Below are 18794 nucleotides of genomic sequence, written 5' to 3' on the forward strand. Positions count from 1 at the left end.
TTGCGTCCTTATTTTTCAATAAGTTTGCCTTTTGCGAATACGTTTATTTACTTGAACAATATTATTGTAACCCTCCTTTCGAACTACATTTTTTGTAGGTTTTTCTACAAAAAAGGATAAAATACCCTTTATTTAGACATATTCTATCATAATTTAGCAAGGCCCGCTATGACTTATTTAATATTTTAAAAATTTAAGCATTTAAGAATATTCAGATAAAAGTGTTTTGATAATGGTGAAGAGAGTGTGAAAATCCGATAGATGCTGGGTGCAATCGTAAATGCTGTAATTATTTTTTATAAAGTCTCCTGAAATTTTTTTTCGCTTTATCATTTTACATACAAAACTTTGTCTCATTTTGATGTGTCTGTAAAATAGTTAATTTTATGTAAATTTTGATGGGAGTAATGACATAGATTCACAAATTTAAATTAACATTATCTTTAATTCTAGTTAATAAACCATTGCTAAACTAAAAATGGTTTCTATTAGAGTGTTAGTTATTAATAATTTAATAGAAAAAGAGAAGGAGGAATAAAAAGGCTTGAAAATAGTATGAAAACTTTAAATGGATCTTTGGCTTTTCTAATGGTTATAGGAACAGTCGCACCAAGCACAATGATACCTGAATCTGCTAAAGCTGACATTCACAGGATGGCTTAGGTGATTCTGCAATGCTAATAGTATGATTATGTATCAGAAAAATTGGGAGGTTATATATTTGTACAAGCTTAGAAGGAACAAGTGGATTCAAGTTTTACTTGTGTTTATGTTGTTGGCCACTAATTTTAGCTATGTGGGACCAATTTCAACGCAGGCAGCATCTGATTCTACTAATGCTAGTGATCTATTTTTCTCTGAATATATAGAGGGAGGTAGTTATAACAAAGCAGTAGAGATATACAATGGGACAGGTTCAGAGGTGGATTTAAGTATATATACTATTGAGATATATACAAATGGAGCTGTCGAAGCTTCTAGAAGTATTTCTTTAAGTGGTACGTTACCAAATGATAATGTCTTTGTCGCCTCACATACTAGTGCGAATTCTATTATTCTAGATGTTGCTAACAGGACAACTGGTTCTATTAATTTTAATGGTAATGACGCTGTTGTACTAAAAAAAGACAGTACTATCATTGATGTGATTGGGCAGATTGGGAATGATACAGATTTACTCAAAGATAAAACTTTGGTTCGAAATGCATCTATTTCATCAGGTGATCCTGATGGTTCTGATGACTTTGATGAAATACAAGAATGGGCAAGCTTTCCTAAGGATACGTTTTCTCATCTTGGAACACATGAGTATGCAGGGATTGCAGAAACTCAAGTGTCGCCTGTGAATGCCTCTGTTTCAGGGGAAGTTTTTGCCGGGACATCAGTAGAATTATCAACTTCTACAGAAGGAACAACCATTTATTATACGAATGATGGAACAACTCCAACAGTCGAAAGTACAGTGTATACTGTACCAATAGAAATTACAGATGCTATAACGATTAAAGCAATTGCTGTCAAAGAGGGTTTAGATGATAGCCCTATTGCAACATTCGACTATACAATTAAAGAAGCTACAGAACCAGGAGTACCAGAAATAGTTACGATTGAGTCAGTTAGAGCAACAGATGCTGATGGTAATCTAGAAAGGGAAGGTGACCTTGTAACTATTGAAGGAAATGCAACTGTTGATCAAGGTGTTCTTTCAAGCCGTACCGATTTCTACATTCAAGATGAAACAGCGGGAATTAACATTTTTAAGTTTAGCGATTTAGATTTAGATATAAATGCTGGTGACCGTGTTCGTGTAACAGGTACACTAGACCAATACAATGGTCTTGCAGAGCTTGTGCCGGATTCTGCAGATGACGTCACTGTTGTTGATTCAGGAAATGCTCTACCAGAACCAGTGGAAAAGTCTATTGCTGAACTAGAGGATTTCCATGTTGTTGAACATTTAGAGGGTTCACTTGTTAAAGTTGAAGGAGAACTTACAACAATTGGTACAAATTCAACTTTAATTGATGAAGAAGGAAATAATTTTACCGTTCGTAATGGAAATGGACAAGTTTCATTTGCAGATTACGAAGCTGGAGATTACATTTCTGTAACGGGAATTGTTTCGCAGTACGATTCTAGCTCTCCCTATACAGATGGTTATCAAATCTTCCCGCGTGAACAGTCAGACATTGCTGATGTTGTTCGGGTAGTTGTTGATCATACTCCGTTACTTGAAGTATACAAAGGAAACGACATCACTTTTACTGCAGATGTTAGTGATGTTTTATCTGTATCCTTATTCATTGCTCCGTTAAATGATAGCAACTATACAGAAAAAACAATGACACAAAATGAAGAGAGAACCTATGAGGTTACCTTACCAGCTAACGAAGTTCCTCAGGAGGGTTTCCAATACTATATTGAAGCTGTGAATGGTGATCAAACAGAAACTTCCGGTGACGCAGCTAATCCACATCAAGTAAGTGTAGTAGAAGATACAACAGGACCAATCTTTGAGAATACGGTCCCTGCTCAATCTACACAGGTTGAAGATCGTACACCAGATATCTCATTCAGTATGTTTGATGAAAGCGGAATAGATTTGTCCACTTTTGTTATGACCATTGATGGAACTGATGTAACATCTGAAGCAAGTGTTAACAGCGGTTTTGTTTTATATACTCCAACAACAGATTTAGCATTAGTTCACCACACTGTTGAAGTAACTGCAGCAGATTCAAAAGGCAACTCTAATTCAAAATCATGGACTTTTGAGGTCGTAGAAGCTTTCCAAGGTGGAAACCATTATAAAGGAACGACACACAACCATACAGAAATTTCCCATGATGGAGATGGTTCTCCACAAGAGGCTTTGGATGCTGCTATGTCAAACAACTATGATTGGTTTGCTTTCTCAGACCATTCTCATGATATTGATCCTGAATTGGCTGATCAAGATACTGTTGATAAAAACGGTATGCCAGAACGTACAGGAGGAGAAGAGTGGGAACTAACCAAACGACTTGCTGATGAAAGAACAGTAAATGGTGAATTTGTTGTATTCCCTGCATTTGAAATGACATCTACAGAGTGGGGTCACTCAAATGTATTCGGTACAGAAAACTTTATCGATCGTAAAATGGATAACGGACGATATCAGGATTTACTTCAATATTATGGATGGGTATTAAAATATGATAGTGCTGTAGCGCAGTTCAATCATCCAAGCTGGCCAGATGGAGCATTTAACAACTTCATGCCATACGACAAAGAAGTTGACCAACTATTCACGATGCTTGAAGTTGGAAATGGTTCAGGGCACTACGAATATTTTAATGCAGAAGATATATGGTTAAACGCACTTGATCTAGGGTGGAAAATTGCACCAACCTATGGTGAAGATAACCATGATGCAACATGGGGAGAAACTTTGAAGCGTACTGTCATCGTTTCAGATAATTTAACTCAAGATTCCTTGTTGAACTCTATGCGCCATTTGCGTGTTTACATGACGGAAGATCCTAACTTCACAATGGATGTAAAAGCAAACGGTCGATATATGGGGTCCACCATTGATAGCCAAACATTGAACTTTGATATTTCAGGGCAAGATAATGTTAATGAATCTGAATCAAATGATTATGCATATCTACCCGGTGAATATGTATCAGATGATAGAATTGAAAAAGTAGAGTTAATCACTAATGGAACCCGAGTTGTAGATTCCATTTCTCCAATGACAAAGGATTTTGCATGGAATCCAACTGTAGAAGTAACTGGTCAACAGTGGTTTGTTGTAAAAGTTACGCAAAAAGATGGCGAGCAAATGTACTCGTCTCCAATCTGGTCTAAAGCAGTTCCATATGATTTGAAAATAAATGGAATTGGTCTTGTTGGAGATGCCGCCATTGCAGGTAATCCCTTAACGTTAGAAGCAGGTATTACCAACTTAGGTACAGGCGATGTGAGCAATTTAGATGTAACTTTCTACTATGACAAAGAAGATGAAGAGCATAAAATTGGAACGACTGCAATTGATTCACTTCCGTCTAATGTTGCTGAGACTGCAAGCGTTACTTGGGAATTACCTGTCGCTGGAAATCACAACATCATTGCGGTTATTGAAAATATTGAGGGTGATGCCACTACCGATAATCGTTTTGAAAAAATGCTTGAAGTAAAAGAACCATTAGGAATTACTGTGATGGTCGATGCGTCCCATAAGAACATGAATACTTCCACTGATACTGGATCATATTCAGATAATCTAGGTGCATTCATGTCCCTTATTTCAGGTGAAGCTTACACAGTCGTAGAAAATACGGAAACATTAACAGATGAATTGTTGGCTGATGTAGAGATTCTAATGCTGACTCACCCAGGGGAAGATCTTACAGCTGCAGAAAATACGGCAGTAAGTAATTTTGTTAAAAACGGTGGATCACTAATGGTTCTTGATGCAAGTAACTATAATAATGATCCTACTGTAAACAATGATCTTTTAGAAGAAATGGGTTCAACCATCCAAATTAATAACGATGGAATCTTTGATGTAAGTGCAGATGGAAACTTCTGGAGTAATCCAAATAGCATGAAGCATGCTGTTCGATTATATCCAGATCTTGTTGACAATTACATTACAGACCGTGTTGAATTTTTAGATTATTACAGTGGTGCAAGTTTATTTAAAGTTGGCGGCGAGAAATTAACTAACAGCGATACGGTTACTGTTCTTGCATTTGGGAATGAAACAACATACCAGAATTATGGAGGCAACACCGGCTATTTTGAATATGATACGACTGAAGCGGGCGGTTCTGAAATTCCTTCCATTGCAGTTGAAACAGTAGGCGAGGGTAAAGTATTCGTTTCTGGTATGAATGTATTTAATGACAAACAGCTCGACGAAGGTTTTGAAGAAAAAGGAAATGATGAGTTTGCCGTTAATGTTGTGAATTGGCTTGCTAATCGTGGCACAGCGTTAACAGATATTAATGTGGCGCGTGACCTATCCGATGGTGAAGAGGTCGTCGTTGAAGGAGTTGTAACTTCGGATTCTAACACTTTCTTTGATGCGTTTTATGTGGAAGATGAAACAGGCGGAATTATGGCTTATAAAGAAGTACCAGCTGATTCCTTAGAGCTAGGTGACCGTGTTCGTGTCTATGGCCATATTAAAAACTTCGAAGGTAATCTCGAACTTGAATTTGATGATTTCGAAAAGGATGTTATCGAATTAGGTGAAGGTGAACCAAAAGAACCAACAGTAGTAACAACTGGTGAGGCTTCTGAAGATGGGTACCAAGGTATGCTCGTTAAGGTTACAGGGTCTGTGGTATCTAAATATGATGAAAATTCTTATATCATTAATGATGGATCAGGAGATATTTTAGTATTTACAGATGGATATATTGTTAACCAAAGTGGACCAGTTCCAGACCTCAACCCTGGAGATACTCTTGAAGCCGTAGGACTTGCTGGTACATTCTCAGACGGTAAACGAATCCGTGTAAGGAATACACAGGAGTTAATAGGAACAAAAGTAGATGATGAAGACCAAGGTGAAACGCCAAGTGAGGACAATGAGGTAACTATAACTGACGAAACGATTGATGAAGTTTCTGATGGAGGCGTCCTTGATATTTCGCTTGGAGCCGATATGGGGCTTCCTGAAATCCATGTTTCTTTAACTGCAAGTCAAATAGAAAGTTTAAAAGAAAGAAATATTTCAGTTAGCATAGACAAAGGCGATGTTAACCTATTAATTCCAAGCTCTGCCTTTAATGGAGACGCTGAAGTAACGATTATAATTGAAAAGTTAGAGGATATTACTACCGCCTATAGTAGTGTATATGACTTTGAGATTGTTCAAGAAAACTTAATGAATGATTTTGATGAACCTTTAAATGTTACCTTTACAATTAAATCAGACAAATCCACGGATGAGCCACTTAGTGTCTTCTATTGGAACCCAACTACAGAAGAGTGGGAAGAGATTGGTGGTACTGTAGAAAATGGTGCTGTCTCTGCTGATTTAACTCATTTGAGTACTTATGCGGTATTTGAATCATTACAAAAAGATGGAGATGCAACAGACCCAGAAACAGGAGACACTTCTGATGAACAAGGCGAAGATGGAGATGCAACAGACCCAGAAACAGGAGACACTTCTGATGAACAAGGCGAAGATGGAGATGCAACAGACCCAGAAACAGGAGACACTTCTGATGAACAAGGTGAAGATGGGGATGCAACAGACCCAGAAACAGGAGACACTTCTGATGGACAAGGTGAAGATGGGGATGCAGCAGACCCATCCATAGGAGATCCTTCTGATGGGAATGATAATGGAGAACTTCCAGATACAGCAACGACAATGTATAACTGGATTGCCGTAGGGTTGCTATTACTTATAGCTGGATCTGGGGTCCTTTTAGTAAATAGAAGAAGAAATGCTTAAAAACAACCAAAAGATGTAACCAAATGTAATTTGGTTACATCTTTTTTTTAACAGATAGGAAAGTATAAAACTTTCCTATCTGTATAAGTGCAACTAAGGCATTCGCCACAAAGGCTTGACGGATGCCAAGTTTTCTAAGAAAGAATAAGAAAGAAAAATTTGTCTTGCGCAAGCGCCCTATCGACTAGATTCGGTTCCCTCCTCTCCTTCGATAAGTCAACATCGATGAAGGAGGTTCGGTTAAAAACGCAACATCGTGTTTGGACTGCGATTATTCGTTCCACCGAAATGATTTGCAACACCGAACGGACTCGCATCCTGCGAGCCCTCGTGAACCGTGTTTCCTATATCTCGGAGGATCGTAGGCTAAAACCGCCACATCGTGTGGCAACGCCTACGTGACCCACATCCTGTGGGCCTCACCGCCTTACGTCGATGATCGAGGGCGCTTGCGCTTTTCTTATGTGGCAGGCAACGGCGATAACTTGGTGGTGAAAGCCCACTGCATACTTGACGGTAGGAACTGTTAGCTAATGGCAAGGGTATCTCTCGTGAGGAAGGATCTGAAGGAAGGCGGAGGAGAATTCTATAACTGACGAACAGCAACTATATATAAGGCCTGAATTGGGGAGGACGAATCTGCTAAACAAGATAAAGTCCTATACTACCCGAACCCCATACAGTAAATATAGCAGTTACATGACCTAAGATCAGGAATCCTTGATAAAGAATCTATATGGAAACGACGGAGGGTGCTCTACAAGAAAGCGCTTGCCCATGTTTCTAACTTTGAGTGAGATTAACCGACTCTATAAATGGAAAAGCTGTTTATGGAGGGTGATGAGAATGCAGCTGGATTATGAACTTGTTTTTGGAATGGATAAGCAGATGCACTTGTTTAGCTATTTAGTAATTTCATTAATTATAGGTTTGATGATGATAGCCTTTTCAGATAAGAATGTAGCCAATAGAAGAGTAGGATACATATGGATGATCTTAGTAACTTTTGGGATTTTCGAAGAGTATAGACAGTACTTACTGCCTAATAGGAGTGCTGAGTTTTTAGATGTAGTTGCCAATATGTTGGGTGTAAGCATGGGATTGGGAGTGGCGGTGCTTATTGGATATGTTTTTAGAAATAGACGTAATTTTGCTACTAAGGGTATTGTGGTATACGGTATTATCTTAATTCCGTTGATTTTGGGTTTATTGTTCATAAATGAAAGACCATTTGTTACATTTGATGAACCTACCCAAGAGAAAAGATAGCGTGTCGGTAGGGCCGGTTCTCAGCAACACAACCACGAACTATACTCTACTCCTTGGTTCCCTCAAGCCAATCCTTGTAACATTCGGGGCAAATGGTTTGACATTATTGGTGAAAAAGTGAACAGTGTGAAACTTGTCATCAAGAAGGTTTTCCTCGCAATAAAAGCATGTTGTATTCAAAGATATTCACTTCCTTTTCGTGAGATATCTTTACTATTCCTATTTTCTTAATTCATATACAATATTGGTAGGGACGGTTCTGAGCAACATGCTGGTCGGACCACTGTGTTGGTGAGAACCGTCCCCACCAGCACCACCGCACCACCGCACCACCAGCACTATCAGCACTATAAGGAGGTTTTTGGATGGGAACTGTGAAAACGAGATTAACACGACAAGAAGTGCCGGAGCAACAAATGTGGGATTTAAGTGATTTGTTTCAAAGCCGGGAAGAGTGGCAGAAGGAATTAAAGATGATCGAAGAAGTGACTACGAATGTCACTAAATTTAAAGGGAAACTTGGGGAGTCTGGCCAGACCATGCTTCAATGCCTAGATGCATATGAGAAGTTGGTGCAGCGACTAACTGTCCTTCTTACCTATGCGAGTTTAAAGCAATCTGCAGATAGTTCGGACCCTGTTAATCAAGGGGATGCGTCCAGAGCCTCTGATGTGGCATCTGTTGTTGGTGCTAAACTTTCGTTCGTGGAGTCTGAGATTATTGGTTTACCAGAAGAAACGGTCAAACAGTTTTTAGCAGAAGAGCCGCAACTTCAACCTTTTGCCAAATACATATCGGAATTACAAGAGAAAAAAGTTCACGCACTTTCGTTAGAAACGGAAGAAGTGCTTGCTGCTTTAGGTTCTACTTTTAATGCGCCTTACGTTATCTATAATCGAGCCAAGCTTTCAGACATGTCTTTTGATTCTTTTGAAAATGAAAATGGGGATAGGCTTCCAAATTCATTCGCTTTGTATGAAGAAGGATATGTGGCTGAACCATCCACAACAACTCGACGAAATGCTTTTGATTCTTTCGTAAGCACTTTGAAGCAATACAAAAATACAGTGGCAGCTACCTATGCGACTCAGGTGAATCAAGAAATTGTAACCTCTCGTTTACGTAAGTTTGACTCTGTGACAGATATGCTTTTGCAACCACAACAAGTTACGAAAGAAATGTACCATAATCAGCTCGATGTCATTCAAAAAGAGTTAGCCCCACATATGCGTAAATACGCGGAATTAAAGAAAAAGGTTTTAGGGTTAGATAAAGTTATGTTTTGTGATTTAAAGGCTCCGCTTGATCCGGAATTTAAACTGGAAACTTCCTATGGAGAGGCCTGTGAAACCATACTAGATTCCTTGCAAATTATGGGTCCGGAATACAGTAATATGGTGAAAAGGGCGATGGAAGAACGTTGGGTAGATTATTCGGATAATGTTGGAAAATCGACGGGGGCTTTTTGTAGTAGTCCTTATGGAGTTCATCCCTATATTCTCATGACGTGGTCGAATTCCATGCATGGTGCTTTTACTTTAGCCCATGAATTGGGGCATGCTGGACATTTCTATTTAGCTGCGGAAAATCAACGGTTAACGAATACAAGACCCTCTCTTTACTTTATTGAGGCACCATCTACTATGAACGAAATGCTTCTTGGAAACTATTTGTTTTCTAATACGAAAGATGCTCGTACGAAACGATGGGTTATTTTGCAGCAGCTCGGGACGTACTATCATAACTTTGTGACCCATTTGCTTGAGGGGGAGCTACAACGAAGAGTTTATTCCTTAGCTGAGTCTGGGGAACCTTTGACAGCCAATGTATTATCGGGCTTGAAGGGCTCAATCTTGAGGGAGTTTTGGGGAGATACTGTGGAAATTGATGAGGGTGTGAGTCTGACTTGGATGCGCCAGCCTCACTACTACATGGGACTCTATCCTTATACGTATTCCGCTGGATTAACGGTTTCTACTCTCGTTTCTCAAAACATATTAGAAGAAGGCAAGCCTGCTGTTGACCGTTGGCTTGAGGTATTGAAAGCAGGTGGAACATTAAGACCACTTGATCTTATCAAAAAAGCCGGGGTCGACATGTCCAAACCAGACGCCATCAGCCAAGCCGTCGCACATGTTGGAAAACTAGTGGATGAACTGATCGAAAGCTACAAATAGCTCACGTTTTTTTGTTAGTGTGGCGTGCTGATAGGGACGGTTCTCACCAACACACTTGTTACGATGACTGTTATTTTTCGGGTGGTGACAGGCACGGCCCGAAAAATCTTTATCCCGGATGAACGGACAGTAGTACCCCCACCTCAAGCCTTAAGTGAAACGAAAAGAGTAGGTGGGGGATAAACTGCCATGAAAATAAATTTTTCATCCTTGTTGGTGAAGCTTGTTTCATGATTGGTTGCCCGTAAAGGTCCCGTATATGTCCGATTGGTTCAAGGGCCTTTAGGTCAGCCCTTGGGTGCTAACAATCAGTGGTGGACGGCCACTGATTGAAGTTTCACTATCCCCGGCTAATCTGCGAAGCAGATCTGGTCGGGGATTATTTTAGTTATTTTGGAACTATACATAAATAAGAAGGTTGCTCACCATTACCGTGGGGGACAGGGCGCTTCTTGATAACAAATTGGTAGGACCACTGTGTTGGTGAGAACCGTCCCCACCAACACGCCCCACCAACACGCCCCACCAACACGCCCACCAACACGCCCCGCCAATAGGCCAACATGAATGGAATTCAATGTTGAAAAGCGCTTTCAAAAGTAATATACTTTGAGTACTAAACCGGTTTATGTCGATGGACATTGTCAATCAGGATGATGATTACGGCTACAAACGATTACGACAAACGACGAAAAGGTTAGTTTACTATAATAGGAGAGGGTGGGTTTACTTTGAGTAAAGTAATCATCCCATTAAATGCTTTTGATTCTAATTTAGTATTGGATAAAGGACAGGCTTGGTTTGTGAAATTCATTGCTCAGTCAGGAGCATTTGGAATAGAAATCAGGAGAGAGCTATTTTTAAATCAAGACTATAAACTTGAAGAAATTCGAAATGAGATTATGAAATACAATTTGTTTACCGTTTATTCCGTACCAATTGAGCTTTGGAATGAGAATGGGATGTTAAACAAAGAAAAGTTAGAGACCGTATGTAAGGAAGCTCAAGTTTTAAGGGCAAATTGGGTAAAGGTTCCTCTCGGTCACTATCATAAAGAGAAATCAAGCTTATCAGAATTAAAGAAATTTTTAAGTTTCAATAATGGCATTCAATGGTTTGTTGAAAATGACCAAACCATATATGGGGGAAATGTTGAAAATCTCCGTTTATTTTTCGAAGAATGCAGCAAACTTCATATTCCAGTAAAAATGACCTTTGATATTGGGAACTGGTATTTTACTGACCAAAATATCCCGTTTGCCCTTTCATGCTTGAGTGAATATGTAGGTTATATTCACCTTAAGAAGGTCATCCCTCAGGATGGACTCATAACAGTACCTTTAGATTATGACATGGATATGGAATGGGCTCATATTTTACATCAATTCCCTTCCAACCTTGAAAGAGCTTTGGAGTTCCCTATTGCTCTTGAGGACATCCAAAAGTATGTAAATTTGGTACAATTAGATCTGGAATCATCAGGAAAAATACTTTGATAAAGGGTTGATTTTATGGAAAAAGCGACTATGGCAGATGTTGCACAAGAAGCTGGTGTTTCTAAAAGCACTGTCTCTCAATATTTAAATAAGCGCTATGAATACATGAGTGAAGATACTAGAAAAAGAATAAAAGAAGCTATTCAGGAGTTGAATTATCAGCCCAATTATCTTGCGAGGAGTCTTAAGCAAAAAAGAACTTCTACTGTTGGAATTATAGTCGCTAATATTATGCACAGACTCTCGACAGAAGTTAGTCGTTCCATTGAAGATTTTTTCTACAAGCATGATATACATGCCATTGTTTGTAATGCAGATAATGATCCTGTGAAGGAAAAAAAGTATATTGAAATGTTAAGAGCAAAGCAGGTGGATGGACTTATTATTTTGCCTACTGGTAAAAATGTGGATCTCTATGAAGCTATGGTCAAAGAAAAATACCCAGTTGTTTTTATGGACCGAAAAGTGCCAGGCATCAAAGCTCCATTTGTTGTGTCTAATAACATTGAAGGAACAGAATCTGTTATTCAACACATCATTGATCATGGCCACACGAAGATTGCCATTGCTACGGAACCCCTTATTATTTCTCCACGAGTGGAAAGACATGAGGGATATAAGAAAGCCCTCATAAAAAACGGGATCGAGGTAAACCCTCAATATATGATTAGCTCGACTGTGGAAGAAATAAAAAAGGATTTGAATCGATTATTTGATTCAGAAGAGCCTCCTACTGCCATTTTTGCTGGAAGTGATATTGTTTTTCTTGAAGTGCTTCAATTTGCGAAAGAACGCAATCTAGAAATTGGAAAATCTATCGCGTTAGCCGTATTTGATAATATCCCGTTTGCGCATTTATTAGATCCTCCTGTAACAACAGTTGCTCAAGCTGCTTATGCAATGGGAAGACAGGCTGCGGATTTATTGTTGAGACAGATTAATAAAGAGGAAATCAAAATGGAAGTAAAAACATTTCCTACGGAGTTGATCATCAGAGATTCTACTCTAAAAATCAATTAAAAAAAAACAAAAAAAACTTGTAAAACGCTTTCAATTATTTTATACTCTTACTAGACCGGTTTACTAAACCGGTTTATAAGATTCAAAAGTTGTTTAGAGGTGATTGAATGAGGAATGAAATTGAGGCAATAGCCAGTGAAGTTCGAGAGGTTTTACAAAGGGTGAACCCAGAACAAACCGAACAATTGGCGGGTGAACTTGATAAGGCCCAACGAATATTTATGGCAGGAACCGGTCGCTCTGGTTTAGTTGGCAAGATGATTGCCATGCGTTTGATGCATATTGGATATCAAGTATTTGTTGTTGGGGAGACTATAACACCAAGTATTGAAAGTGACGATCTTTTGCTGGTTATCTCAGGATCAGGCAGTACAAGAACTTTGAAATGTTATGCAGATCAGGCAAAGAGTATTGGAGCAAAGGTCGCTTTAGTAACAACTAATGAAAATTCACCAATTGGTGAACTAAGCATTTGTAATGTCTTCATTCCAGCTGCAACTAAAAAAAGATTGGCGAATGAACCAAATACGATTCAGCCACTTGGTAGTCAGTTTGATCAGTCAGCGCACTTATTATTAGATGCAGTTGTTGTCTATCTTTTAAAAAAGCAAGATAGAAAAGATGATTCAAGTCTAAACAAACAACACGCTAACTTGGAATAGGGGAATTGAAATGGCGCTTATTGATATGATCAGTGAACATAAAGTTGTAGCGATTATTAGAAATGCAAACGAGGAAAATATTTTACCGATTTTGAAAGCGCTTCATGATGGTGGCGTGAAAGCTGTTGAAATAACAGCTGAGACACCACAGTTTGCTAAGTTAATAGAAAGAGCCATAGCTGATTTTAAAGGAAAAATTACTATTGGTGCTGGTACCATTTTAGATCCAGAAACAGCAATAACTGCCATATTGGCAGGTGCTGAGTATATCGTTTCACCAACGCTGAACACGGAGACAATCAAAATGTCCAATAGGTATGGGATTTTGAATATTAGTGGGGCTCTCACTCCAACGGAAATTTTGACAGCCTATGAGCATGGAGCGGGTATGGTCAAGGTGTTTCCTGCTAATGCATTTGGACCTCCATATATTAAGAATATTCATGGTCCATTGCCACAAATTCCAATCATGGCAACTGGTGGAATTAGATTAGACAATATGAATGACTATTTAGTTAATGGTTGTAAGGCTGTAGGAATTGGAAGCAATCTAGTGAATGTAGCCAAGCTTCAATCCGTAGAAGACTATCAAGATTTAACTTTGGTAGCTAGTCAGTTTGTCAAACAATTAGGGGAGTAATGTTTTAAAAATTTAATTCTATTAAAAGGGGAGAGTTTAAGAATGAAAAAGTTTACAATATTGTTAGCACTTGTAACTTTGATTTTTCTAGCAGCTTGTGGTAACGAAAATGAAACTGCAGGAGGAGAAACGATTAAATTAATCGCAGCCCACAACCAAACTTCAACTGAAAATCCATACCATGAAGGATTGCTTAAGTTTAAAGAAGTAGCTGAAGCAGAATCTGATGGTGCAATTGAAGTAGAAGTACACGCTGGAACGATTGGAACAGAAGAATCAGAGCTTGTTGAAAAGCTTCAAACAGGTGGAGCTGACGTAGTTCTTGTATCACCAGGATTTATGACACAAACAGGTGTTAAAGAAGTAGATTTGTTTGCACTACCTTATCTATTTACTAGCTATGATCACTGGGAAGAAGTTGTAGATGGAGAAGTTGGAGAAACTGTAGCTGAGCTCATTAACGACAAATCAAATAACGACTTTAAGATTGTTGGATACTGGTCAGCTGGTGTTAGACATTACTATGGTAAAAAGCCACTTGCGAGCATGGATGATTTAAAAGGTATGACTATTAGAACGCAAACATCTGGTGTTGTTGCGGACTTCTGGAAGCAAACTGGTGCCGTACCAACTTCTGTAGCATGGGGAGAATTATATCAAGCTTTACAACAAGGTGTAGTAGATTCTGCTGAAAATGCATATCCATACTTTGTTCAACAAAATCATCACACAACTAAAAATGGTAAATACACCACTGAAACTGGCCATGACTATACAACAAGATTATTATTGGTAAATGGTAAAAAGTTTGATGCTTACACTGATGAGCAAAAAGAAATCATCTTGAAGGCAGCTGAAGAATCTGTAAAGACAGAGAGAGAAGCTCTTTATTCACAAGAAGATGAGTACAAGCAAAAGCTACTTGATGAAGGTGGAGAAGTAAACGAGATTGATAGACAACCATTTATTGATATTGCTAAGCCACTACAAGATAAGGCAGCAGAAGAAATGGGAGTTACTGAAATCCTTCAAAAGATCAGAGATATGGAATAACAACAATAAGGAAAAATACAGAAAGGACACGTAATGTGTCCTTTCTAAAAAGATAAAGTATAAAATTTGTCTAGCTCCAGCGCCCTATCGACTAGAGTCGGTTCCCTCCTCTCCATCGATAAGTCAACATCGATTCACTTCGTGAACCGTGTTTCCTTTATCTCGGAGGATCGTAGGCTAAAACCGCCACATCGTGTGGCAACGCCTACGTGACCCACATCCTGTGGGCCTCACCGCCTTACGTCGATGATCAAGGGCGCTTGCGCTTTTCTAATTTAAAAGCTTGAAAAAGTTGATCTTTTGATTCTGGATTAAATATCCTTTTAAAGTTTTACACTCTTTTTAGTTATCCTGCATTAACGGTCAGTAATACCCCCACCTCAAATCTTAAGAGAAACGAAAAGCGTGAGTGGAGGATAACCTGCCAGTAAATGTCCGATTGGTTCAAGGGCCTTTAGGTCATGCCCTTGGGTACTAACAATCAGTGGAAAACCCCCACTGATTGAAGTTTCACTTTATAAGGAGGGACATCATGAACCGATTTATTCGCACACTAGAAAAAATCCAATTAATTGTAGGGGGAATCTTTTTAACTATATTCTTCGCTGCAATTTTGATTCAAATCGTTACTCGTAAAATTGGCGTATCTGTTATATGGACAGAAGAGCTTGCCAACTATTCATTTATTTGGGCCATCTTTATGGGTGCTGCTGTTATGGTAAATCGTAAGGAGCATTTCACTTTCGATCTTTTGCAAAAAAAGTTGAGTGGGAAAAAGCGAGTTATATTGAATCTAGTGATTGATTCCATTCTAGTTGCATTCAATATTGCTATTTTTATTTATAGTCTTCAGGTAGTACAAAGATTCTGGAATTATAATTGGACAGCACTACCTTCCATGAAAATGGGTTACGTATGGATTTCCCTGCCGATTATGGCAGGTACCATGATTATTTATTTAATCTCACATTTAATTGAGCATGTAAAGACTTTAAAAGCAAGGGAGGTAAGTGAATAATGGGATTCATTCTAGTAGGTTTGTTTATTATTTTACTATTTATTGGGGTTCCGATCGCATTTGTCATTGGCATTGTCGCTTTACTAGGGATTATTAATATCGAGTACATTCCTGAAATGACAGTTCCAATGAAAATGCTAAACGGTCTAGATTCGTTCGTTTTATTAGCGGTTCCGTTATTCATCTTAGCTGCCAATTTAATGAACTCCGGAAAAATTTCAGAAAAAATGATCCAGCTTGCGCTTGCTATCGTAGGACCTATCCGTGGTGGTTTAGCACATGCCAATATTCTAGTGTCTATGATGTTCGCTGGAGTATCCGGGGCTTCTCAAGCTGATACTGCTGGAGTTGGAAAAATTTTAATTCCAAGCATGATTAAAAATGGATACGACAAAGGAACGGCTGTAGGGGTTACAGCAGCGTCATCTACGATAGGGGTTATCATCCCGCCAAGTATTCCTATGATTATTTTTGCTGGGATTGCGAATGCTTCCGTTGGTAGTCTTTTTCTTGGAGGAATTGTGCCTGGAGTATTAATTGGGTTCGGCATGATGCTCTTTACGTATATTTTAGCAGTCAAAAGAAATTATCCAAAATCTGCTCGAACAGAGTTTACTAAGTTTCTTAAGCTTTTATTGGAAACCCTGCCTGCCTTATTGACGGTAGTCATTATTATCGGGGGAATTATCTCTGGTTTATTTACAGCAACTGAAGCGGCTGCTATTGCCTCTTTATATACTTTATTAATCAGTATGTTTTTCTATAAAACATTGAAATTGAAGGATTTACCTAAGATATTGCTTGATACACTGGCATTAAGTTCTTTATCCCTCTTTGCATTAGCTACGGCGAGTGCTTTAGGAGAATTGATGAGTTATTATCAATTAGGAACAGTTGCACAAGAATTTTTTGCTAATAATATTGGATCTAAAACGATCTTCATTATTATTTTAATTGGATTCTTCTTGTTCATTGGTACCTTTATGGACGCGATTCCAGCGATGATTCTGTTCGTACCAGTTATTTTACCAACAGCACTTCAATTTGGTATTGATCCTGTTCACCTAGGTCTAATCGTGATAATTACATTAGCCATTGGACTAGTTACCCCACCTTATGGGCTCTGTCTATTACTTGCAGCCAAAATTGGGGACCTGTCCATTGAACGTTCGTTTAAATCAGTTATTCCTTACATTACGATTGTTTTAATCGTGCTCATCTTTATTGCCTTCTTCCCTGATATAGCTTTTTATATTCCGAAGATGATTAATCCTAACTTATTCTAAATGGACTTAAGAAATAAGGAGCTATTTCAATGCTAAATGATAAGGATAAAAATAAGAAAATAGCTGCCGAAGAAGCAGTTGGATATATTCGTGATGGTATGACCATCGGACTTGGCTCCGGGTCAACGGTGAATTGCATGTTGAGAAAGCTAGCTGAACGTATTCATAGTGAAGGATTAGATATTGTAGGAATACCTACTTCCTTAAAAACAGAACGACTTGCAAATGAACTAGGTATTCCTCTTACGGATTTTTCAAAAATTAAAAAAATTGACCTTGCTATTGATGGAGCTGATGAGGTGGATCAACATTTACATCTCTTAAAAGGTGGGGGAGGCTCCCTTGTTAGAGAAAAAATCGTTGATGCTATGGCAGAGCATCTGATCATAATAGTAGATCATTCAAAGCTTGTAGATCATTTGGGATCATTTGCTCTCCCTGTTGAAATTTTGCCATTTGGTTGGAATATTACACAAAAGCAAATTGCTCGGTTGGGCTGTGAGATAACCTTGCGAAAAAAAGAAAACGATATTTTTATGTCAGATAACGGAAATTATATTTTGGATTGTACGTTCAATAAAATTACTGATCCAAAAAGCTTACACGAGGAATTGAAGTTAATAGTTGGAGTGGTTGAGACGGGATTGTTTGTGAATATGGCTGATTTAGTTATAGCTGGTAATGGAGAGCACATCACCAAATTAACTCCAACTGCTGAAAAGTAGGCAACATGACAGGCTGATTTAGGAGGAATGGAAATGAATGATGTCATTACTATAGGCGAAGCCATGATTGCTTTTAATCCAGGTTCCACTGGCCCAATGAAGTTTGTAAATAACTTTGAAAAAAAAGTTGGTGGTGCTGAGCTTAATCTGGCCATTGGCTGTGCACGACTAGGTCTCAAGGCGGGTTATATCAGCAGACTAGGGAATGACGAGTTTGGTAAGTATATTCAAACCTTTGCGCGAGGAGAAGGAATTGATATTTCACAAGTAAAACTTGTAAATGGATATCCAACCTCTGTGAATTTTAAAGAAATTATGGAAGACGGAAGTGTCCGTACCTTTTTCTATCGAGATAAATCACCTGTGTTGTCCATGACACCCGATGATTTAGATGAGGAATATTTTAAAAATGCCAAGATATTACATTTGACTGGTATTTTTCCTGCTATTAACCCTAAAAATATGGAAATTATAGAACGTGCTATTTCATTAGCAAAAAAATATAACTTAAAAATATCCTTTGATCCTAATATCCGACTTCGGATGTGGAGTAAATCAGAAGCAAGGGAGTGCCTGTTGAAAATTCTACCCCATGTAGATATTTTGCTTGCAGGGGATGAGGAAATGGATATTATTATTGGAGAAAAAGATCCTCAAAAGATTGTGGAGGCAATAAAGGAGATGGACATCTCTTATATTGCTATTAAACAGGGAGAAAAAGGCTCTGTTGGATATTTTAATGGGCAATATGTAGAGGCTCCGCCTGTTAAAGCTTCTAAGGTAGTGGATACAGTTGGCGCAGGAGACGGATTTAACTCAGGAATTATTTATGGGATTTTAAATAATTGGTCTTTAGAAAAAACCCTAGAATTTGCAAATACGATTGGTTCCATGGTAGTAAGTGTGAAGGGTGACAATGAAGGGCTCCCTTATTATGAGGATGTTCAAAGTCAACTTGGCGAAACTGAGAGAATTGAAAGATAGAAGG

At 38.5% G+C, this 18794-nt stretch carries 12 protein-coding genes and 1 riboswitch; all 12 genes read left to right on the forward strand.

What is annotated here, in order from left to right:
* A riboswitch (cyclic di-GMP riboswitch) is annotated at positions 1-39 on the reverse strand. This riboswitch is flagged as partial in the annotation.
* A gap of 682 nt (positions 40-721) precedes the next feature.
* Positions 722-6460 carry a CehA/McbA family metallohydrolase gene (locus RZN25_07790; GenBank protein ID MEQ6376719.1) on the forward strand — a complete coding sequence of 1913 codons (5739 nt, stop codon included), beginning with the start codon at positions 722-724 and terminating at the stop codon, positions 6458-6460.
* A gap of 846 nt (positions 6461-7306) precedes the next feature.
* A complete protein-coding gene (locus RZN25_07795) occupies positions 7307-7729 on the forward strand; it encodes a VanZ family protein (GenBank protein MEQ6376720.1) in 423 nt (140 codons plus the stop codon).
* Between the two features lie 365 nt (positions 7730-8094).
* On the forward strand, positions 8095-9906 hold the full coding sequence (gene pepF, locus RZN25_07800; protein ID MEQ6376721.1) for an oligoendopeptidase F: 1812 nt from the start codon (positions 8095-8097) through the stop codon (positions 9904-9906).
* A gap of 731 nt (positions 9907-10637) precedes the next feature.
* On the forward strand, positions 10638-11402 hold the full coding sequence (locus RZN25_07805) for a sugar phosphate isomerase/epimerase (GenBank protein ID MEQ6376722.1): 765 nt from the start codon (positions 10638-10640) through the stop codon (positions 11400-11402).
* Positions 11403-11417: 15 nt separating this feature from the next.
* Entirely contained in the window at positions 11418-12422 is a 1005-nt protein-coding gene (locus RZN25_07810; protein ID MEQ6376723.1) for a LacI family DNA-binding transcriptional regulator, read from the forward strand.
* 107 nt (positions 12423-12529) lie between these two features.
* Positions 12530-13084: a 6-phospho-3-hexuloisomerase gene (hxlB, locus tag RZN25_07815; protein ID MEQ6376724.1), complete on the forward strand. Its 555-nt coding sequence runs from the start codon at positions 12530-12532 to the stop codon at positions 13082-13084.
* 10 nt (positions 13085-13094) lie between these two features.
* Positions 13095-13724 (forward strand): bifunctional 4-hydroxy-2-oxoglutarate aldolase/2-dehydro-3-deoxy-phosphogluconate aldolase, encoded by a 630-nt coding sequence (locus RZN25_07820; protein MEQ6376725.1) that lies wholly within the window; start codon positions 13095-13097, stop codon positions 13722-13724.
* A gap of 42 nt (positions 13725-13766) precedes the next feature.
* Positions 13767-14777: a TRAP transporter substrate-binding protein gene (locus RZN25_07825; GenBank protein MEQ6376726.1), complete on the forward strand. Its 1011-nt coding sequence runs from the start codon at positions 13767-13769 to the stop codon at positions 14775-14777.
* Positions 14778-15309: 532 nt separating this feature from the next.
* A complete protein-coding gene (locus RZN25_07830; GenBank protein MEQ6376727.1) occupies positions 15310-15795 on the forward strand; it encodes a TRAP transporter small permease in 486 nt (161 codons plus the stop codon).
* Positions 15795-17081: a TRAP transporter large permease gene (locus RZN25_07835; GenBank protein MEQ6376728.1), complete on the forward strand. Its 1287-nt coding sequence runs from the start codon at positions 15795-15797 to the stop codon at positions 17079-17081. Before RZN25_07830 ends, RZN25_07835 begins: the two co-directional genes overlap by 1 nt.
* A 29-nt stretch (positions 17082-17110) precedes the next feature.
* On the forward strand, positions 17111-17806 hold the full coding sequence (gene rpiA / locus RZN25_07840; protein ID MEQ6376729.1) for a ribose-5-phosphate isomerase RpiA: 696 nt from the start codon (positions 17111-17113) through the stop codon (positions 17804-17806).
* 33 nt (positions 17807-17839) lie between these two features.
* Positions 17840-18790 (forward strand): sugar kinase, encoded by a 951-nt coding sequence (locus tag RZN25_07845; GenBank protein MEQ6376730.1) that lies wholly within the window; start codon positions 17840-17842, stop codon positions 18788-18790.
* The last annotated feature ends 4 nt before the right edge of the window (positions 18791-18794 follow it).

The sequence above is a fragment of the Bacillaceae bacterium S4-13-56 genome, assembly GCA_040191315.1.
In the GTDB taxonomy this organism is placed as follows: Bacteria; Bacillota; Bacilli; order Bacillales; family JAWJLM01; genus JAWJLM01.